The 19,473-nt window shown below is 71.3% G+C and carries 20 protein-coding genes; 14 read left to right on the top strand and 6 right to left on the bottom strand.

Annotated features, from left to right (window positions below; translation table 11 throughout):
- Positions 1-32: 32 nt before the first annotated feature.
- The 8 genes from atpE (at position 33) to ORI94_RS11765 (ending at position 6,933) form a co-directional block, all read left to right on the top strand.
- Positions 33-263 carry an ATP synthase F0 subunit C gene (atpE, locus tag ORI94_RS11800; protein ID WP_266074469.1) on the top strand — a complete coding sequence of 77 codons (231 nt, stop codon included), beginning with the start codon at positions 33-35 and terminating at the stop codon, positions 261-263.
- A 44-nt stretch (positions 264-307) separates the two neighbouring features.
- Positions 308-853 carry a F0F1 ATP synthase subunit B gene (locus ORI94_RS11795; protein WP_266074468.1) on the top strand — a complete coding sequence of 182 codons (546 nt, stop codon included), beginning with the start codon at positions 308-310 and terminating at the stop codon, positions 851-853.
- Positions 850-1,665: a F0F1 ATP synthase subunit delta gene (locus ORI94_RS11790; RefSeq protein ID WP_266074467.1), complete on the top strand. Its 816-nt coding sequence runs from the start codon at positions 850-852 to the stop codon at positions 1,663-1,665. Before ORI94_RS11795 ends, ORI94_RS11790 begins: the two co-directional genes overlap by 4 nt.
- A gap of 166 nt (positions 1,666-1,831) precedes the next feature.
- The gene (gene atpA / locus ORI94_RS11785) at positions 1,832-3,424 is read left to right on the top strand and encodes a F0F1 ATP synthase subunit alpha (RefSeq protein ID WP_266074466.1); all 1,593 of its coding nucleotides are present in this window, start codon (positions 1,832-1,834) and stop codon (positions 3,422-3,424) included.
- A 23-nt stretch (positions 3,425-3,447) separates the two neighbouring features.
- Positions 3,448-4,389, top strand: coding sequence for a F0F1 ATP synthase subunit gamma (locus tag ORI94_RS11780; RefSeq protein WP_266074464.1), 942 nt, complete (start codon positions 3,448-3,450; stop codon positions 4,387-4,389).
- Positions 4,389-5,825: a F0F1 ATP synthase subunit beta gene (atpD, locus tag ORI94_RS11775; protein ID WP_042167580.1), complete on the top strand. Its 1,437-nt coding sequence runs from the start codon at positions 4,389-4,391 to the stop codon at positions 5,823-5,825. The genes ORI94_RS11780 and atpD overlap by 1 nt, the downstream gene beginning before the upstream one ends.
- Positions 5,826-5,938: 113 nt before the next feature.
- A complete protein-coding gene (locus tag ORI94_RS11770; protein ID WP_266074463.1) occupies positions 5,939-6,316 on the top strand; it encodes a F0F1 ATP synthase subunit epsilon in 378 nt (125 codons plus the stop codon).
- 170 nt (positions 6,317-6,486) lie between these two features.
- A complete protein-coding gene (locus ORI94_RS11765) occupies positions 6,487-6,933 on the top strand; it encodes a DUF2550 domain-containing protein (RefSeq protein ID WP_055591766.1) in 447 nt (148 codons plus the stop codon).
- An 81-nt stretch (positions 6,934-7,014) separates the two neighbouring features.
- Here ORI94_RS11765 and ORI94_RS11760 read toward each other — a convergent pair whose 3' ends face one another.
- The 3 genes from ORI94_RS11760 to ORI94_RS11750 form a co-directional block, all read right to left on the bottom strand.
- Complete coding sequence (locus ORI94_RS11760; protein WP_266074462.1) at positions 7,015-8,838, bottom strand: glycoside hydrolase family 18 chitinase; 1,824 nt, start codon at positions 8,836-8,838, stop codon at positions 7,015-7,017.
- 119 nt (positions 8,839-8,957) lie between these two features.
- A complete protein-coding gene (locus tag ORI94_RS11755; RefSeq protein ID WP_266074461.1) occupies positions 8,958-9,608 on the bottom strand; it encodes a response regulator in 651 nt (216 codons plus the stop codon).
- Positions 9,605-10,852, bottom strand: a complete 1,248-nt coding sequence (locus tag ORI94_RS11750; protein WP_266074460.1) for a sensor histidine kinase — start codon at positions 10,850-10,852, stop codon at positions 9,605-9,607. The genes ORI94_RS11755 and ORI94_RS11750 overlap by 4 nt, the downstream gene beginning before the upstream one ends.
- A gap of 162 nt (positions 10,853-11,014) precedes the next feature.
- On the opposite strand from ORI94_RS11750, the gene ORI94_RS11745 reads away from it, so the two are divergent.
- Both ORI94_RS11745 and ORI94_RS11740 read left to right on the top strand, forming a co-directional pair.
- Positions 11,015-11,599 (top strand): hypothetical protein, encoded by a 585-nt coding sequence (locus ORI94_RS11745; RefSeq protein ID WP_266074459.1) that lies wholly within the window; start codon positions 11,015-11,017, stop codon positions 11,597-11,599.
- On the top strand, positions 11,596-11,793 hold the full coding sequence (locus tag ORI94_RS11740) for a DUF5708 family protein (protein WP_266074458.1): 198 nt from the start codon (positions 11,596-11,598) through the stop codon (positions 11,791-11,793). The genes ORI94_RS11745 and ORI94_RS11740 overlap by 4 nt, the downstream gene beginning before the upstream one ends.
- Positions 11,794-11,866: 73 nt before the next feature.
- Here the strand turns inward: ORI94_RS11740 and ORI94_RS11735 are convergent, their stop codons facing one another.
- Together ORI94_RS11735 and ORI94_RS11730 are read right to left on the bottom strand one after the other, a co-directional pair.
- The gene (locus tag ORI94_RS11735; protein WP_266074456.1) at positions 11,867-12,439 is read right to left on the bottom strand and encodes a cob(I)yrinic acid a,c-diamide adenosyltransferase; all 573 of its coding nucleotides are present in this window, start codon (positions 12,437-12,439) and stop codon (positions 11,867-11,869) included.
- Positions 12,440-12,552: 113 nt separating this feature from the next.
- Positions 12,553-13,287, bottom strand: a complete 735-nt coding sequence (locus ORI94_RS11730; RefSeq protein ID WP_266074455.1) for a D-Ala-D-Ala carboxypeptidase family metallohydrolase — start codon at positions 13,285-13,287, stop codon at positions 12,553-12,555.
- A 335-nt stretch (positions 13,288-13,622) separates the two neighbouring features.
- On the opposite strand from ORI94_RS11730, the gene ORI94_RS11725 reads away from it, so the two are divergent.
- The 3 genes from ORI94_RS11725 (at position 13,623) to ORI94_RS11715 (ending at position 17,855) form a co-directional block, all read left to right on the top strand.
- Complete coding sequence (locus tag ORI94_RS11725) at positions 13,623-14,471, top strand: 3-hydroxyacyl-CoA dehydrogenase family protein (RefSeq protein WP_266074454.1); 849 nt, start codon at positions 13,623-13,625, stop codon at positions 14,469-14,471.
- A gap of 154 nt (positions 14,472-14,625) precedes the next feature.
- On the top strand, positions 14,626-14,949 hold the full coding sequence (locus ORI94_RS11720) for an STAS domain-containing protein (protein ID WP_266074452.1): 324 nt from the start codon (positions 14,626-14,628) through the stop codon (positions 14,947-14,949).
- A gap of 344 nt (positions 14,950-15,293) precedes the next feature.
- Entirely contained in the window at positions 15,294-17,855 is a 2,562-nt protein-coding gene (locus tag ORI94_RS11715) for an ATP-binding protein (protein WP_266074451.1), read from the top strand.
- A 125-nt stretch (positions 17,856-17,980) separates the two neighbouring features.
- Here the strand turns inward: ORI94_RS11715 and nucS are convergent, their stop codons facing one another.
- Positions 17,981-18,652, bottom strand: a complete 672-nt coding sequence (gene nucS, locus ORI94_RS11710) for an endonuclease NucS (RefSeq protein ID WP_266074450.1) — start codon at positions 18,650-18,652, stop codon at positions 17,981-17,983.
- 368 nt (positions 18,653-19,020) lie between these two features.
- On the opposite strand from nucS, the gene ORI94_RS11705 reads away from it, so the two are divergent.
- The gene (locus ORI94_RS11705) at positions 19,021-19,413 is read left to right on the top strand and encodes an SCO5389 family protein (protein WP_164588632.1); all 393 of its coding nucleotides are present in this window, start codon (positions 19,021-19,023) and stop codon (positions 19,411-19,413) included.
- Positions 19,414-19,473 lie beyond the last annotated feature (60 nt).

The following is a 19,473-nucleotide window of genomic DNA, read 5'->3' as shown; positions in this document are numbered from 1 at the left end:
CCACCGGCCCGTGAAGAAAAGGAAGAACCGGAATGTCCTACACCCTGGCCGCTGTCACCGGCTCGATCGCTTCCATCGGTTACGGCATCGCCGCCTTCGGTCCCGGCATCGGCGTCGGCATCATCTTCGGCAAGGGCACCGAGGCTCTCGCCCGTCAGCCCGAGGCCGCCGGCCTGATCCGCTCCAACCAGATCCTCGGCTTCGCCTTCTGTGAGGCGCTCGCCCTGATCGGTCTGGTCATGCCGTTCGTCTACGGCCGGTAATCACCTGATCCACGACCGGCCCACCAGACGAAAGGCACTCTGATATGAGCCAATTGCTTCATATCGCGGCCGAGGAGGCACAGAACCCCCTCGTCCCGCCGATCCCCGAGCTCGTCATCGGCCTGCTCGCCTTCGTCATCGTCTTCGGTTTCCTCGCGAAGAAGCTCCTCCCGAACATCAACAAGGTTCTGGAGCAGCGCCGCGAGTCCATCGAGGGCGGTATCGAGAAGGCCGAGGCCGCTCAGACCGAGGCCCAGAGCGTCCTTGAGCAGTACAAGGCCCAGCTCGCCGAGGCCCGGCACGAGGCCGCACGCCTGCGCCAGGAGGCGCAGGAGCAGGGCGCCACGCTCATCGCCGAGATGCGCGCGGAAGGCCAGCGGCAGCGCGAGGAGATCATCGCCGCCGGTCACGCGCAGATCGCGGCCGACCGCAAGGCCGCCGCGTCCGTGCTGCGCCAGGACGTGGGCAAGCTCGCCACCGACCTGGCCGGCAAGCTCGTCGGCGAGTCCCTCGAGGACCACGCCCGGCAGAGCCGTGTGATCGACCGGTTCCTCGACGACCTCGACCAGAAGGCCGAGGCCGCACGATGAACGGAGCGAGCCGCGAGGCCCTGGCAGCCGCACGTGAGCGTCTCGACGCGCTGACGGACTCCACGTCCGTGGACGCCGGCTCGCTCGCCGAGGAGCTTGCCTCCGTCACCGCGCTCCTCCACCGCGAGGTGTCGCTGCGCCGGGTCCTCACCGACCCGGCGCAGGACGGCGGGGCCAAGGCGGACCTGGTCCAGCGCCTGCTCGGATCCCAGCTCAGCGGCAGCGCCGCCGACCTGGTCTCCGGCATGGTGCGCTCCCGCTGGTCGCAGCCCCGCGACCTGGTGGACGCGCTGGAGGAGCTGGCCGACCTCGCCGACCTCACCGCCGCGCAGCAGGCCGGCGCGCTCGACAGCGTCGAGGACGAGCTGTTCCGGTTCGGCCGGATCCTCTCCGCGAACAACGACCTGCGCGCCGCGCTGACCGACCGCAAGGCCACCGCCCCGGCCAAGAGCGAGCTGTTGGACAGCCTGCTCGGACGCAGGGCGAACGCGACCACCGCACGTCTGGTGACGCGTCTGGTCTCCGCGCCGCGTGGACGTAGCCTGGAAGCGGGACTGCAGTCCCTGTCCAAGCTCGCCGCCGACCGTCGCAACCGCATGGTGGCCGTCGTCACCTCCGCGGTGCCGCTGAGCGACCCGCAGAAGCAGCGCCTCGGCGCCGCCCTCGCGAAGCTCTACGGCCGCACCATGCACCTCAACCTCGACGTCGACCCCGCGGTCGTCGGCGGGATGCGGGTACAGGTCGGGGACGAGATCATCAACGGCTCCCTCGCGGACCGGCTGGAGGACGCGAGCCGCCGACTGGCCGGCTAGCGCCGACGCGGCCCCCGCGCACCACGCGGCGGACGCGGCAACTGAACACGTAGTACGTACCTACGGCCCTGGTTGGGCCGTGCAGAGGATTCACCTCTTTCCGGGGGGAGTCCACATCCCCCCCAAAGTGAAACTTCGGGCCCAACAAGGAGAGCAGGGAACTCAGATGGCGGAGCTCACGATCCGGCCGGAGGAGATCCGGGACGCACTGGAGAACTTCGTCCAGTCGTACAAGCCGGACGCGGCCTCGCGCGAGGAAGTCGGCACGGTCACCGTCGCCGGCGACGGCATCGCCAAGATCGAGGGTCTTCCCTCGGCCATGGCCAACGAGCTGCTGAAGTTCGAGGACGGCACCCTCGGCCTCGCCCTCAACCTCGAGGAGCGCGAGATCGGTGCCGTCGTCCTCGGTGAGTTCAGCGGCATCGAAGAGGGCCAGCCGGTCTCCCGCACCGGCGAGGTCCTGTCCGTCGCCGTGGGCGAGGGTTACCTCGGCCGCGTGGTCGACCCGCTCGGCACCCCGATCGACGGCCTCGGCGAGATCGAGACCGAGGGCCGCCGCGCCCTCGAACTGCAGGCCCCCACGGTCATGCAGCGCAAGTCGGTGCACGAGCCGATGGAGACGGGCTACAAGGCCGTCGACGCCATGACCCCGGTCGGCCGCGGCCAGCGTCAGCTGATCATCGGCGACCGCGGCACCGGCAAGACCGCGCTGGCCGTGGACACGATCATCAACCAGCGTGACAACTGGCGCACGGGCGACGTGAACAAGCAGGTCCGCTGCATCTACGTCGCCATCGGCCAGAAGGGCTCCACCATCGCGTCGGTCCGCCGCGCGCTGGAGGAGAACGGCGCCCTGGAGTACACGACCATCGTCGCCGCCCCGGCGTCCGACCCGGCCGGCTTCAAGTACCTGGCGCCCTACACCGGCTCGGCCATCGGCCAGCAGTGGATGTACGAGGGCAAGCACGTCCTCATCATCTTCGACGACCTGTCGAAGCAGGCCGACGCCTACCGCGCCGTCTCCCTGCTGCTGCGCCGCCCGCCGGGCCGCGAGGCCTACCCGGGTGACGTCTTCTACCTGCACTCCCGCCTGCTGGAGCGCTGCGCCAAGCTCTCCGACGAGATGGGCGCCGGCTCGATGACCGGTCTGCCGATCGTCGAGACCAAGGCCAACGACGTGTCGGCGTTCATCCCGACCAACGTCATCTCCATCACCGACGGCCAGTGCTTCCTGGAGTCCGACCTGTTCAACGCCGGTCAGCGCCCGGCCCTGAACGTCGGTATCTCGGTCTCCCGCGTCGGTGGCTCCGCCCAGCACAAGGCGATGAAGCAGGTCTCCGGCCGACTGCGCGTGGACCTCGCCCAGTTCCGTGAGCTGGAGGCGTTCGCCGCCTTCGGTTCCGACCTGGACGCCGCGTCGAAGGCGCAGCTGGAGCGCGGTCAGCGCATGGTCGAGCTGCTGAAGCAGGACCAGTACCAGCCGATGTCCACCGAGGACCAGGTCGTCTCCGTCTGGGCCGGCACCACCGGCAGGATGGACGAGGTGCCGGTCGCCGACATCCGCCGCTTCGAGAAGGAGCTGCTGGAGTACCTGCACCGCAGTGAGCAGGGCCTCATGACCTCCATCCGTGAGGGCGGCAAGATGTCGGACGACACCCTCCAGGCCGTGGGCGACGCGGTCGCGGCCTTCAAGAAGCAGTTCGAGACGAGCGACGGCAAGCTGCTCGGCGAGGACGCTCCGGCCGCTGCCGCCAAGTGACGTTCAAGGAAGGGACCTGACTCATGGGAGCCCAGCTCCGGGTCTACAAGCGTCGCATCCGATCCGTCACCGCGACCAAGAAGATCACCAAGGCGATGGAGATGATCGCCGCCTCGCGCGTCGTCAAGGCGCAGCGCAAGGTGCGGTCCTCCTCGCCGTACGCCCGGGAACTGACCCGTGCGGTCACGGCGGTCGGCACCGGTTCGGACGCCAAGCACCCGCTGACGACGGAGGCGGAGAACCCGGCCCGTGCCGCGGTCCTGCTCCTCACGAGCGACCGCGGCCTGGCCGGCGCCTTCAACTCCAACGCCATCAAGGCGGCGGAGCAGCTGACCGAGCGCCTCGAGCGCGAGGGCAGGGAGGTCGACACGTACATCGTCGGCCGCCGCGGGCTCGCGCACTACAACTTCCGCGAGCGCACGGTCGCGGAGTCGTTCACGGGCTTCACCGACGAGCCCTCGTACGCGGACGCCAAGAAGGTCGCGGCGCCGCTGATCGAGGCCATCGAGAAGGACGCGGCGGACGGCGGGGTGGACGAACTCCACATCGTCTACACCGAGTTCGTCTCGATGATGACGCAGACCGCGCTCGGCTCCCGGCTGCTCCCGCTGCGTCTCGAAGAGGTCGCCGAGGCGGGGACGTCAGCGGCTGAGGCCGCGGCGTCCACCAAGGACGAGATCCTTCCGCTGTACGACTTCGAGCCCTCGGCGGAGGACGTCCTCGACGCCCTGCTGCCGCGCTACGTGGAGAGCCGCATCTACAACGCGCTGCTCCAGTCGGCCGCTTCGAAGCACGCCGCCACGCGGCGCGCGATGAAGTCGGCCACCGACAACGCGGGCGAGCTGATCAACACGCTCTCCCGTCTTGCCAACGCGGCCCGCCAGGCCGAAATCACCCAGGAAATCAGCGAGATCGTCGGTGGCGCAGGCGCTCTGGCCGACGCAAACGCGGGGAGTGACAATTAATGACCACCACTGTTGAGACCGCGACGGCCACGGGCCGAGTCGCCCGGGTCATCGGCCCGGTCGTCGACGTGGAGTTCCCCGTCGACGCGATGCCGGAGATCTACAACGCCCTGCACGTCGAGGTCGCCGACCCGGCGAACGCGGGCGAGCTGAAGACGCTGACCCTCGAGGTCGCCCAGCACCTGGGCAGCGGCCTGGTCCGCACCATCTCGATGCAGCCCACCGACGGCCTGGTCCGCCAGGCCGTGGTGACCGACACGGGCTCGGCGATCTCCGTGCCCGTCGGCGAGTTCACCAAGGGCAAGGTGTTCAACACCCTCGGTGAGGTGCTGAACAGCGACGAGTCCTACACGGGCGAGCGCTGGCCGATCCACCGCAAGGCGCCGAACTTCGACGAGCTCGAGTCGAAGACCGAGATGTTCGAGACCGGCGTCAAGGTCATCGACCTGCTCACCCCGTACGTCAAGGGCGGCAAGATCGGCCTGTTCGGCGGCGCCGGCGTCGGTAAGACGGTGCTCATCCAGGAGATGATCTACCGTGTCGCCAACAACCACGACGGTGTCTCGGTGTTCGCCGGTGTCGGTGAGCGCACCCGTGAGGGCAACGACCTCATCGACGAGATGAGCGAGTCGGGCGTCATCGACAAGACCGCCCTGGTCTTCGGTCAGATGGACGAGCCGCCGGGCACCCGTCTGCGCGTCGCGCTGGCCGGCCTCACCATGGCCGAGTACTTCCGTGACGTCCAGAAGCAGGACGTGCTGTTCTTCATCGACAACATCTTCCGCTTCACGCAGGCCGGTTCCGAGGTGTCGACCCTGCTCGGCCGCATGCCCTCCGCGGTGGGCTACCAGCCGAACCTGGCCGACGAGATGGGTCTCCTCCAGGAGCGCATCACCTCGACCCGCGGTCACTCGATCACCTCGATGCAGGCGATCTACGTCCCCGCGGACGACCTGACCGACCCGGCCCCGGCCACCACCTTCGCCCACCTCGACGCGACGACGGTTCTCTCCCGTCCGATCTCCGAGAAGGGCATCTACCCGGCCGTGGACCCGCTGGACTCCACGTCCCGCATCCTGGACCCGCGCTACATCGCGCAGGACCACTACGACGCGGCCATGCGGGTGAAGAACATCCTGCAGAAGTACAAGGACCTGCAGGACATCATCGCGATCCTCGGTATCGACGAGCTCGGCGAGGAGGACAAGCTCGCCGTCCACCGCGCCCGTCGCGTGGAGCGCTTCCTGTCCCAGAACACCCACGTCGCCAAGCAGTTCACCGGCGTGGACGGTTCGGACGTGCCGCTGGACGAGTCGATCGCCGCGTTCAACGCGATCTGCGACGGCGAGTACGACCACTTCCCGGAGCAGGCGTTCTTCATGTGCGGTGGCATCGAGGACCTGAAGAACAACGCGAAGGAGCTGGGCGTCTCCTGAGCCACGTGCTCGAGTGAGAGGGGGGCGGGCACCGTCCCGCCCCCCGATCCACGCCCACTAGACTTGTAACCAACACCCGGCGGACCTGCCGGGTGGTGACCCGAGGAGCCATCTTGGCTGCTGAGCTGCACGTCGCGCTGGTCGCGGCCGACCGAGAGGTCTGGTCCGGCGAGGCCACCCTGGTCGTCGCGCGCACCACGTCCGGCGACATCGGCGTCATGCCCGGTCACCAGCCGCTGCTGGGTGTGCTGGAGTCGGGCCCGGTGACCATCCGTACGAACGACGGCGGGACGGTCGTCGCCGCGGTGCACGGCGGTTTCCTCTCGTTCGCCGACGACAAGCTGTCGGTGCTGGCGGAGATCGCCGAGCTGTCGCACGAGATCGACGTCCAGCGTGCCGAGCGGGCGCTGGGTCGTGCGAAGTCGGACGCCGACGCCTCTGCGGAGCGTCGCGCGGACGTTCGCCTGCGGGCCGCTGCGGCGGGCCGCTGAACGACCGGGGTGCCCGAGGCGCCTTCCGAGCCGTTTAGGCTCTGAGGGAGCCGTACGATGACGTCACTCAGCCGCGGCTGGGACCGGAGCGATCCGGACCCGGTCGCGGCTGAGGCAGATCTGGATGATTTTTCCGTTTCGTTACCTAGGAGACGAGGAGGTCGGTGTCGATGGTCCTCGCTCTGACTGTGTGCGGAAGCGTCGTGGCGCTCGTGGTGGTGGGCCTCTTCGTCTTCGGTCTGCGCCGCCGCCTCATCCAGCGTTCCGGCGGAACCTTCGACTGCAGCCTGCGCTGGGACGCCCCCGAACCGGGCGACTCCGGCGGCAAGGGCTGGGCGTACGGGGTGGCCCGCTACAACGGGGACCGGGTGGAGTGGTTCCGGGTCTTCTCCTACGCCCCGCGCCCGCGCCGGGTCCTGGAGCGCTCGGCGATCGAGGTGGCCGGCCGCCGGGTGCCCGAGGGCGAGGAGGAGCTGGCGCTGCTGTCGGACGCGGTGATCCTCGCCTGTCTGCACCGGGGCAGGCGGCTGGAGCTCGCGATGAGCGACGACGCGCTGACCGGCTTCCTCGCCTGGCTGGAGGCGGCCCCGCCCGGCCAGAGGGTGAACGTGGCGTAGCCGGGCGCGGACACACGGGTGCTCCCTCGGACCAGGTCCGGGGGAGCACCTCTGCCGTGCGGGGTCCTGCGGACCCGCGGTCTACTTCAGGCCGCTGTCGACGGCGGTGGCCAGCTCGCCGTTGGCGGTGTCACCGCTGAACTCCCAGAAGAACGCACCGCCCAGGCCCTGGTCCTTGGCCCAGTCCATCTTGCTGTCGATGGTGGCGGGGGTGTCGTAGGACCACCAGGTGTCGCCGCAGTGGGCGTAGGCCGTGCCGGCGACGGTGCCGGTGGCCGGGCAGCTGTTCTTGAGGATCTTGTAGTCCTCGATGCCGGCCTCGTAGGTGCCGGGCGCCGCTCCGGTGGCCGCGCCGCCGGGGGCGGCCTGGGTGACACCGGTCCAGCCGCGGCCGTAGAAGCCGATGCCGAGCAGCAGCTTGCTCGCCGGGACGCCCTTCGCCTTCAGCTTCGAGATCGCGGCCGCGGAGTTGAAGCCGTCCTGCGGGATGCCGTCGTACGAGGTCAGTGGCGAGTGGGGGGCGGTGGGGCCGTCCTTGTCGAAGGCGCCGAAGTAGTCGTACGTCATCACGTTGTACCAGTCGAGGTACTGGGCGGCGCCGCCGTAGTCGGCCGCGTCGATCTTGCCGCCCTCCGAGCCGTCCGCGGTGATGGCCGCGGTGACCAGGTAGTCCTGGCCGAACTCGGCGCGCAGGGCCCGGGAGAGGTTCTTGAAGGCCGCCGGGCCGCTGGTGTCGCAGGTGAGGCCGCAGGCGTTCGGGTACTCCCAGTCGATGTCGATCCCGTCGAAGACGTCGGCCCAGCGCGGGTCCTCCACGACCTGCTTGCAGGACTCGGCGAACGCGGCCGGGTTCTGCGCGGCCTGGCCGAAGCCGCCGGAGTAGGTCCAGCCGCCGAAGGAGTACAGCACCTTGATGTGCGGGTACTTCGCCTTCAGCTGGCGCAGCTGGTTGAAGTTGCCGCGCAGCGGCTGGTCCCAGGCGTCGGCGGTGCCGCTGACGGACTGGTCCGCGGTGTAGGCCTTGTCGGTGGCGGCGTAGGCGTCGTCGAGCTTGCACCGGCCGTTGACGACGTTGCCGAACGCGTAGTTGATGTGCGTGATCTTCTCGGCCGAGCCGGACGTCACCAGGTTCTTGACGTGGTAGTTGCGGCCGTAGACGCCCCACTCGGTGAAGTAGCCGAGCTTGATCTTGTCGCCGGTGGGCGGCGGCTCCGTGGTCCCGCCGGTGGTGCGGACCTTCACCGAGCCGCTGACCGGGCCGGTCTGGTCGGCGGTGTCACGGGCCCGCACGCTGTACGAGTAGTCGGTGCCCTTGCTGAGACCGCTGTCCGTGTACGAGGTGCCGGTCACGGTGGCGACCCTGGCGCCGTCGCGCAGGACGTCGTAGTTCTTGACGCCCCTGTCGTCGGTGGCCGCGGACCAGGACAGCTTCACCGAGGTGTCGGTGACGCCGGAGGCCGAGGGGGTGCCGGGCGCGGAGGGTGCCGCGTCGCCGGGGACGGAGGTGCCGTCGCAGCTGCCGCCGTTGAGCTTGCAGCCGGCGGGGGAGCCGGTGCCGGAGCCGTTGAGGCCGAAGCTGACGGAGGCGCCGGGGGCGAGGGTGCCGTTCCAGGACTTGTTCCTGGCGGTCCAGTGGTTGCCCGAGGACGTCACGTCGGCGTCCCAGGAGGAGGTGACGGAGGTGCCGGAGGGGAAGTCCCACTCGACGGTCCAGGCGCTGAGGGCGGTGGTGCCGGTGTTCTTCACCGTCCACGTGCCCTCGAAGCCGGAGCCCCAGTCCTGGGTCTTGGCGTAGGTGGCGGTGGCGGACGTCGCTGCCTGGGCGGGACTCGCGAGGGCGACGAGGGCGGAGAAGGGGAGGAGCAGGGTCGCGAACCCTGCCACGGCTCTGTGTCCGAAGCGCATGCTGCGCCTCCTTTGTGAGGCCGGATGTCGTCGCGGGCATGACTGAGCCATCACACCCGCGGTGCCGTGAGGATAGAAAGGTCTGGACCACGGGTCAATAGGTCTGGACCACTAGGTCGTCATGGTCCCTGGACGCCCAACTCCTGTGCGAGCACCGCCGCCTGCACCCGGCTGCGCAGGCCCAGCTTCCCCAGAAGGCGGCTGACGTGCGTCTTCACCGTGGCCTCCGCCATGTCGAGACGCTCGGCGACACCGGCGTTGGACAGGCCCTCGCCGAGACAGGCCAGCACCTCCCGCTCACGCCGGGTCAGGGAGTCCAGCACCGCCGGATCGGCCGTGGCCGCGCGGGCGGGCTTCGCCGCGAACTCGGCGATCAGCCGCCGGGTGACGGCCGGGGCGACGATCCCCTCCCCGCACGCCACCGTGCGCACGGCCGCGATGAGGTCCTTCGCCTCCGTGTTCTTCAGCAGGAACCCCGAGGCCCCGGCCCGCAGCGCCCCGAAGACGTACTCGTCGAGATCGAAGGTGGTCAGCACCAGCACGTCGGCGAGCTCCTCCGCGACCACCTGACGGGTGGCCGCCACCCCGTCCAGGCGCGGCATCTGGACATCCATCAGCACCACGTCCGGCCGCAGTTCACGGGCGAGGGCCACCGCCTGCTCGCCGTCCGCCGCCTCGCCCGCCACCTCGATGTCGGGCGCGCTGCGCAGGATCAGCACCAGCCCGGCGCGGACGGCCGACTGGTCCTCGGCGACCAGGACACGGATCATGCGGTCTCTCCTCGGGGGGTGGGCGCGGGGGCGGTGGCCGTGGCGTCGGCGGGGGTGCCGGTGAGGGGCAGGGAGGCGTGCACGACCCAGCTCCCGGGGTGAGCGCAGCCGCCGCCGTCCCCGGGGCCGGCCTCGAAGGTGCCGCGCAGCAGGGCGACCCGTTCCCGCATCCCCACCAGACCGGCCCCGGAGCCCGGGGCGCGCGGGGCGTCCCGACCGCCGTACGGGCTGACCACGCGGATGTCCAGGGCGCCGGCCCCGTGGCGCAGCCGCACGGTGACCGGCCCCCGACCGGCGTGCTTCAGCGCGTTGGTCAGCGACTCCTGCACGATCCTGTACGCGGCGAGCTCCACCGGCGGCGGGACGTCACCGTGCGCGGCGTCGGGCAGCGGGTCGAAGGCGACGTCCAGGCCGTTGGTGCGGGCCCCCTCCACCAGGGAGCCGAGACCGTCGAGGGTCGGGGTGGCGACCGGCTCCCGGTCGTCGTGGTGGCGCAGGATGCCGATGAGGCGGCGCATCTCGGCCAGCCCCTGGACACTGTTCTCCCGGATCACGGCGAGCGCGTCCCGGGAGGCGGACTCGTCGTCCAGGGAGAGCGCGGCGGTGGAGTGAATGGCGATCGCGGACAGGTGGTTGGCGACCATGTCGTGCAACTCCCGTGCCATCCGCGAGCGTTCCGCGGTCACCGCCTGGGTGCGGTCCATCTCGGCCAGCAGCGCGGTCTGCTCGGCGCGCAGCCGGGCGGCCTCGGCGGCCTCGCGGTGGTTGCGCACGATCAGCCCGGTCGACGCGGGCGTGAACGCGACGACGCCGACGGCCACGCCGACCAGCAGCGCCTCGGGCACCCGCCACACCGCGTACGGCACCAGCGCCCCCGCGACCGTGAGCAGCGCGGTGATCCGCGGGAGGAGGCGGGCGGCGGTGGGCGTGCCGTACAGGACGGCGGCGTACATCAGGTCGGTGTACATGATGATCGTGACCAGGCTGCCCTGGGTGAGACCGTCGGCGAGCAGCGCGGCCGTGCCGGTGAGCAGCGCGGTGCGCGGGGCGCTGCGGCGCAGCAGCTCGCAGCCGGCGATCACGACGAGCGGGACCAGGAGCGGCCACCTGCCGTCGAAGACCACGTAGGCCTCGTCGGCGGGCCGCATCCCCAGCCCGATGCCCCACAGCAGCAGCCCGCCGAGCAGTCCGGCGAGCGAGGCCCACACGTCGAAGCGGTGGGGCCGGGGAAGTCGTGGGGCCATGACTCCATCCAACACGCTGCGCGCGGCCGTCGCCTGATGCCCGAGAACGGTCCTCGGCGGCGCTGGACTGCACCTTTCGATGTACGGGGAGTTCATCGGCGGCGACGACGCCGGCGGCCGGTGCGCACGGGAGCCTGAAAGGGTGACCGAGAGGAGCCAACCGTGATCGTCGCCTTGATCGTCGCCTGTGAGATCGGCTTCTGGGTGCTGCTGGCCGCCGGACTGGCCTTCCGCTACCTGCTGAGAATGCCGCGCACCGGACTGGCGCTGCTGCTGTGCGAACCGCTGCTGGAGGTCGTCCTGCTGGTCGCCACCGCGGTCGACCTCAGGAACGGCGCCGAGCCGGGCTGGGCGCACGGCCTGGCCGCGCTGTACATCGGCTACACGGTGGGGCACGGCCACCGCACCGTGAAGTGGCTGGACGGCCATGCCGCCCACCGCTTCGGCGGTGCCCCGAAGCCGGCCGGACCACCGCGCCACGGGACGGCCCGCGCCCGGTACGAGACCAGGCTGTGGCTGGGCACGCTGGCGGGCGCCGCCGTGGCCGTCGCACTGCTCCAGCTCGCCGTCTGGTACGTCGGCGACGCGGGCCGTACCGGCCCGCTGGAGGACTGGCGCGCCACCGCCCTGCGCATCACCGCGATCCACGGCGTGGTGGCCCTGGCCCACTGGGTCTGGCCGAAGAAGGACCCGGCGGGGGAGTCCCGGGCCGGGGCGGACACCGGCAAGGAGCGTGTGGGCCGATGAACCGGGCGTCCAGGGATCTCCTCGCGGGGGCCGCCGCACTGGTGGCGGGCCTGGGACTGCGGCTGTTCGCCGGGGGAGTGGACCTGCCCCTGGTCACCCCCGCCAAGGTGGGGGTGGTGATGATGTGCGTCGGCGGGGCGGAGGTCCTGCTGGGCCTGTACCGGGCCGCGCGGACCGCGGCCGGGCCCCGGTAGGGCGTGCTGCGGGAGCGGCGTCGTCCGCCCGGAGGGCGGGGCCCGACGGGACTCCCGGAACACGCCCTGGGGCTCAGCGCTCCCCGCCCGGCACCCACAGCACGTCGCCGGTCTCCTTGTTGGCGATGCGCGCCAGGATGAACAGGAGGTCGGAGAGGCGGTTGAGATAGGTGGCGGTGAGGGCGTTCATCGTGTCGCCGTGCGCCTCCAGCGCGGCCCACGTGGAGCGCTCCGCGCGGCGGACCACCGTGCACGCCTGGTGGAGCAGGGCGGCACCCGCCGTCCCGCCCGGCAGGATGAAGGAGCGGAGCTTCTCCAGCTGCTCGTTGAAGCGGTCGCAGTCCGCCTCCAGCCGGTCCACGTAGAACTGTTCGACCCGCAGCGGCGGGTACTCCGGGTTCTCCACGACCGGCGTCGACAGGTCGGCGCCCACGTCGAACAGGTCGTTCTGGACGCGGGTGAGGACCGCGACGACCTCCGCCTCCAGGCCGCCCAGGGCGATCGCCGCACCGATCACCGCGTTCGCCTCGTTGGCGTCGGCGTAGGCGGAGATCCGCAGATCGGTCTTGGGGACCCGGCTCATGTCGCCCAGGTTCGTGGTGCCCCTGTCACCGGTCCTGGTGTAGATGCGCGTCAGATTGACCATGCGGCCAAGCCTAGTTGCGCCCGGGCGCGGCGGGCACGGCGGGCGGGTCCGCACCGGGGACCGCCCGCCGCGCGGCGCCGGGGCGCCGGGTGCCGGAGCGCCGGACCGGTCCGTCAGATGCCGCAGGTGGGGGCCGACCAGTACGGCGACGGGTCGTGGGCCACGTGGACGTGGTCGTTGTGGCCGGCGTAGCCGGGGCCGAGGATCTCCGAGAAGCCGTGGGTCCTGCTCTGCCTGGCGAGGGTGCAGAAGCCCGGGGAGCCGACCAGGTCGGCCGCGTCTCCGTAGAGGTGACGGCTGGTCGAGGAGCCGCCGACCGCGTTGTTGCAGGCGTAGGACCGGAAGCCGCTGGAGATGTTGATCGGCACGTCACCGAGCCGGCGCCGCATGGCCTCCAGCTTCCACATGGTCTTCAGGGCGTTCGCCCTGGCGGTGGCCGCCGGGACCGCGCCGCCCGACCAGGTGGAGTTGCACCTGTTGAGTTCGGCGTAGGTGAAGTGGACCGGCGTGCAGTCGGAGTCCTGGAGCGCGTAGATCCTGCTGAAGGTCGCCGGTCCGGCCACGCCGTCCGCGGCCAGCCCGTAGGCCGCCTGGAACTTCTTGACGGCGGCGGCGGTGCGGGCGCCGTACCGGCCGTCGTAGGAGAGCTGTTCGCCCGAGGTCACCCAGCCCGCGACCCGGATCTGCAGCTGGGTCACATCGTTGCCGGAGGAGCCCTGGGACAGCGTGCGGTTCCAGGTGTAGCAGTCGTCGGCGTGCGCCGTGCCCGCGGTGGCGCTCACACCGAGGACCGTGCCAGACATGACCATGACAAGAGAGAGGAGGGTTCGTGCCGCGCGTCCGAGCATGGTGGCCTCCCGACCGTCGGTCGCTGGATGGGGCGGTGCCGTCGGCCGGACGGCGACCGTCGACCAGCGTGCGCCACACCGCTACGCGCGTCAACAACGTGCCGGTGAATGAACGGAGTTGGCCTCGGGGGGATCCGGTGAGCGATCCCTGCCGTCCGTCACCGGCCAAGAGCCGCGCCGGAGTCGGGGACGGTACGGTCCTCGGGCGTGATCGGTGTCTCACGGCGTGAGACGTGACACGCATTACTAACCCCTCACACATCCGCTCGCGGACGCTAGTGTCCGCGAGTGACAGACATGAACAGTGTGTGAGCGTTTCGAAGGGGAGTCGCACAGTGGCACGGAAGCTCGCCGTCATCGGGGCCGGCCTCATGGGGTCCGGAATCGCCCAGGTCTCCGCCCAGGCGGGCTGGGACGTCGTGCTGCGCGACGTCACCGACGAGGCGCTCGCCCGGGGCACCGACGGGATCAAGGCGTCGTACGACAGGTTCGTGGGCAAGGGCAGGCTCGAGGCCCACGACGCCGACGCGGCCCTCGCCCGGATCACCGCGACCACCGACCTGGACGCCTGCGCCGACGCGGACGTCGTGGTCGAGGCGGTCTTCGAGAAGCTCGAGGTCAAGCACGAGATCTTCCGTGCCCTGGACGGGATCGTGCGCGACGACACCGTCCTCGCCTCCAACACCTCCGCCATCCCGATCACCAAGATCGCGGCGGCGACCCGGCGCCCGGAGCGGGTCGTCGGCGTCCACTTCTTCTCGCCGGTGCCGATGATGCAGCTGTGCGAACTGGTCCGCGGCTACAAGACCAGCGACGAGACCCTCGCCGCCGCGCGTGGGTTCGCCGAGTCGGTCGGCAAGACCTGCATCGTCGTCAACCGCGACGTGGCCGGCTTCGTGACCACCCGCCTCATCTCCGCCCTCGTCGTCGAGGCCGCGAAGCTGTACGAGTCGGGTGTGGCGAGCGCCGAGGACATCGACCTGGCCTGCAAACTGGGCTTCGGCCACGCCATGGGACCACTGGCCACCGCCGACCTGACCGGCGTGGACATCCTGCTGCACGCCACCGGCAACATCTACACCGAGTCCCAGGACGAGAAGTTCGCCGCTCCCGAACTGATGCGCCGGATGGTTGACGCGGGTGACATCGGCCGGAAGAGCGGGCAGGGCTTCTACACGTACTGATCAACCCGAACCCCCGGCCCGGTCACACGCCGGGGTGAATTCGGTATCGGTTCGCTTACGCGGGGCAACCTCCGCAGGCTCCACGCAGTCAGAGGTTGCATCACCGTCATGACCGAACCGCGGAGACACGAGACGCACGCACCGGGGAGCGCATATGCACATCAGGGGCGACCACGCCGAGCTGGTCGTCGGGGGCCGCCTCGACGTCCGCAGCGCGGCGGACGCCCGTACGGCCCTGCACGCGGCCGTCGACGACGGAGTCGGCGACCTGCTGCTGGACCTGTCCGAACTGGACTCCTGGGACGCCACCGGACTCGGCGTGATCATGGGAGCCCACCGGCGGGCCGGCCGCTGCGGCCGGCGTCTTGTGCTGCGTGACGTACCGCCGCAGATGCAGCGCCTGTTGGTGGCCACCCGGCTGCACCGGATCCTGGCGATCGAAGGAGGCATCGGGGTGGACACACTGCCCCGTGTATGAGGTGCGGGACAGGGCCTGCCGGACCGGACCGGGCGAACGGACCCGGACGGGCGGACGGACGGGCGGCCCCGGACGGACGGGCGGATGGCGGGCCCGGGCCGGCCTCGGCCAACGGTGTGACCCGCGCACAATCCTCACGAGACCGTGACGTCTCGGACCGCCCGGCACCCCGGGCTGTCGTGGATACTGAGCGAAGGTTTAGGGTTCGGCTACCCGCCGCCTTGCAACCCTCGAGCTTGCAACCCTCGAGCGGGACCGGACCAGAAGCGACAGCGCGGTGTGCAGCGACACCGGGAGTCCGACGACAGGACCCAGGCACACAACGCTTTTGGGGGCTAGGACCTATGGACCCGAACAACCCGGGACCCGAGGAGTACGGTCGCGACGGCGACGGGCACGCGCCCCGCCAGCGCCCGCCCAGGGATCCCCTCGCATCCGAAATCGGACAGCACGCGCCCGCACTCGCGCGCACGGTGCAGCTCGTCTCCGGCGACTACCTGCTCACCGTCAACCCCGTCGACGGCAGCGAGATAGAGCCCTGCCCGCCCGCCGAGCGGCCCGCCCGCCCGGTGAAGCTGACGGAGGCCGAGCGCGCCGGGACCGCCCGTGCCGCGAAGCCCCCCGTCCCGCCGGGACCCGCGCAGACCGAGCTGCCGCTGCTGGCCCGCCAGGACGAACGCGAGAAGCTGGTCCGGCTGCTCGCCCGCGGCCGCTCCGTGCTCCTCACCGGGCCCGCGGGCTCCGGCCGCACCCGGCTGCTCGACACCGTCGCCGAGGACTGCGCGGACCTCGCCCCCGACGGCGTCGTCCGCATCAACGGCCACCGCCGCAGCACCGAGGACCTGCTGTACGACCTCTTCTACGCCGTCCACGGCGCGCCCCTGCACCGCCCCGGCCGGGACGAACTGGCCGAGTGCCTGCGGGAGGTCGGCGCGGTCGTCGTCCTCGACGACCTCGGGTTCGGCGGGGCCGCCCTGGACGAACTGCTGGACGCCACCCCCGAGTGCGCCTTCCTGCTCGGCGCCACACCGGACGTGCCCGCCCCGTCCGCCGGCTCCGGTGTCGAGGAGATCGCCCTCGACGGCCTCGACCGCGCGGCCGGCCTGGAACTGCTGGAGCACGCCGCCGGCCGGCGCCTCACCGAGGACGAGTCCAACTGGGCCGGTGACCTCTGGTTCGAGTCCGAGGGCCTGCCGCTGCGCTTCGTCCAGGCCGGCGCCCTGCTGCGGCAGCGCGACCGGCTGCGCGCCGGGGCCAGCGCCGTCGACGAGTTCGGCGTCTTCGAGGACATTCCGCCCGAGGACCTGCCCGAGGACGTCGTCGAGGGTGACGAGGTCCCGCTGCCCTCGCTCGGCGAAGCGGCCGCCCCCGCCCCGCTGCTCGCCTCGCGGCTCAGCAGCTCCGCCCGCGCCACCCTGCGGTTCGCCGTCGCGCTCGGCGGTGAACTCCCGCACCAGGCACACCTGCCCGCGCTGGTCGGCGACACCCACGCCGACGCCGCGCTCGGTGAACTGGCCGCGTGCGGACTGGTCTCCACCGTCGGCTCCCGCTACCGGCTCGCCGCCGGCGTGCCGGCCCAGCTGGAGGCCGCCGGGTACACCGACGAGGCCGAGGCGCAGGCCCGTACCGCCGCCCAGCACTACGCCTGGTGGACCGGGCACCCCTCGGTCACCCCGGAGCGGGTCTGCTCCGAGGCCGATGCCGTGCTCGCCGCGCTCGGCCTGCTGTCGCCGCTCGGCCCGTCCGGCGGCGAGGGCGAGCCCAGCACCGCCGTGCAGCTCGCCCGCTCCGCCGCACCCGCGTTCGCCGCGGGCCTGCACTGGAGCGCCTGGGAGCGGACGCTGCGGACCGGCGCGGAGGCCGCCCGGCTCGCCGGGGACGTGGCGGAGGAGGCCTACTTCCACCACGAACTCGGCATCCACGCCCTGTGCACCGGTGACCTCGACCGTGCCCGCGCCGAGCTGGAGGCCTCCATCGGCCTGCGCGGCGCCCTCGCCGACAAGCGCGGCACCGTCGCCGGACGCCGTGCGCTGGCCCTGGTCGCCGACCGGTCCGGCACCCCGATGACGCCGACCGCGGGCGAGGAGGTGCCCGACGCCCACTACGAGGAGCCGGTGTCGCCGCCCCGCGGGGCGCCGACGGCCTTCCCGGAGCTCCAGCCGCCCACCGACACCGGGCTGGTCGTCCACCGGCCCGCGCCCGTGCCGGGACCCGCGCCCGCCTACCGGGCGGCAGGCGGCCTGAAGGGCATGGCCAGGCGCAATCTGGTGGCGGCCGGCGCGGGCGCGCTGCTCGTGGCCGTGCTGGGCACGGTGGTCACCCTCGGAGCCACCTCGGAGAACGACGCGGGCACTCCGTCGGAGAACGTCGGCGTCAACCCGTCCGCGAGCCAGGGCGTCGACGACGGCAGTCTGGGCGCCGACCCGCGTGCCGACGAGAACGGCGACACCGGTGACGCCACCAGCCGGCCGACCGACCCCGGCCCGGACGGCGCCCTCGGTACCTCGGACGATCCGACGCCGACGGCCACCGGGTCGGGCGAGCCCTCGGACGACCCGAGCGGCACGGAGGAACCGGACGATCCGACGCCCGGCACAAGTCCGTCGAAGTCCCCCGGGCCGTCCGGGCCGTCCGGCGAGCCGTCGGACTCCGACGAGCCGACGGAGTCGGACGATCCGACGGATCCCGGTGAGGAGCCGAGCGGGGAGCCGTCCGAGCCCACCGAGCCCACCGAGCCGACGGAGGAGCCGACGGAGGAACCCCCGCCGCCCGAGACGTCCAACTCGGCGAGCGGACCCGCCCCCTCCACCCCGGTCGAGACGGAGGCGGAGGCGAGCACCTCGGCGAGTGCCCCGCAGAGCGGCGAACCGGGCACGCCCGGCAGCTCCGGGACGACGGTGATCTGACGGACGCCACCGCGCGACGAAGGGCCGGATTCCTCTCCTCGGACCCGAGGGGAGGAATCCGGCCCTTCGCATATGCCGTCGTGGCGTGACGGCGTGTGCCGCGGTGCCGGGCACCGCGGCGACGGTCAGAACAGGCGCAGCTTGTCGTCCTCGATGCCCCGCATCGCGTCGTAGTCGAGGACCTGGCAGCCGATGCCCCGGTCGGTGGCGAGCACCCGGGCCTGCGGCTTGATCTCCTGGGCGGCGAACACACCGCGCACCGGGGCGAGATGCGGATCGCGGTTCAACAGCTCCAGATAGCGCGTGAGTTGCTCCACGCCGTCGATCTCACCGCGCCGCTTGATCTCCACCGCGACGGTCCGGCCCTCGGCGTCGCGACAGAGGATGTCGACCGGGCCGATGGCGGTCATGTACTCGCGGCGGATGAGGGTGTAGCCCTCGCCGAGCGTCTCGATGCGGTCCGCCAGCAACTCCTGGAGGTGTGCTTCCACGCCGTCCTTGATCAGGCCGGGATCGACGCCCAGTTCGTGCGAGGAGTCGTGCAGGACCTCCTCCATCGTGATGATGAGTTTCTCGCCCGCCTTGTTGACGACGGTCCAGACCCCCTCCTCGTCGCCGGTGCCCTCTTTGAGGGCACAGGGCGGCGACATCCAGTTCAAGGGCTTGTAGGCCCGGTCGTCGGCATGGATGGACACGCTGCCGTCCGCCTTGACCAGGATCAGACGGGGTGCCGAAGGCAGGTGCGCGGTGAGCCGCCCGGCGTAGTCCACGGAGCAGCGGGCAATGACGAGACGCATGGTCGGCAACGCTACTCGACGGGCCGGGGTCGATGCGATTCGCCCTCACGGGCACCCCGCCGGCGCACCCGCGCACCGCACCGCGGCAGGCTCCGCCCCGCCCCCGCACCCCACGTGCCACCGACTTCCAGGGGTCCCTCCAGGCCCACGCGGCCCGTCCTGTATCTCCTGGAAAACGCGTGTTCTCCGATGGCCGATTACCGGCCCACAGGAAGTCCCGCATCCGGGGATTCGCCTGGTGCGGTCACGGTCCGTTGCTTACGGTATTGAACGGGAGGTCGCGACATGTGTACGCAGCGTGGCGGAACGTGCGATCCCCCGTATCTGTCAGGCAACCCCCGCCCCGCGGGGGTGCGAGAGGAGAACCCATGTCGCTCGACGTCTCACCGGCCCTACTCGAACAGGCCGAGCGAGGCGAGGTCGACGAAGCTGACTTCGTCGACTGCGTCCGGACCTCCCTGCCCTACGCATGGGAGATGATCAGCTCCCTGGTGGCCCAGCTGAAGGTCGACGGCGGAGAGTTCGCCGACAACCAGACGCCCCCGCCGGACGAGCAGGCGCGCGGCCAGCTGTTGCGCGCGCTCGCGAGTGACGCGATACGCGGCGCGCTGCAGCGGCACTTCGGTGTCCGGCTGGCCTTCCAGAACTGCCACCGGGTGGCCGTGTTCCCGCTGGACTCCTCGGTCGACGAGAGGCTGGCCAGGTTCACCTCGGTCCGCGGTCAACTGCTGAACCAGTCACCGGAACTGCGCGACTGCTGACGCACCACGTCGGTCGCTTGCCGCTCCGTACGCGGAGGTGCGGTTTTTTGCACCGGGGCG

This window comes from Streptomyces sp. NEAU-W12 (assembly GCF_026242095.1).
Taxonomy (GTDB): Bacteria; Actinomycetota; Actinomycetes; order Streptomycetales; family Streptomycetaceae; genus Streptomyces.
This window is presented reverse-complemented; position numbering and strand designations above follow the sequence as displayed.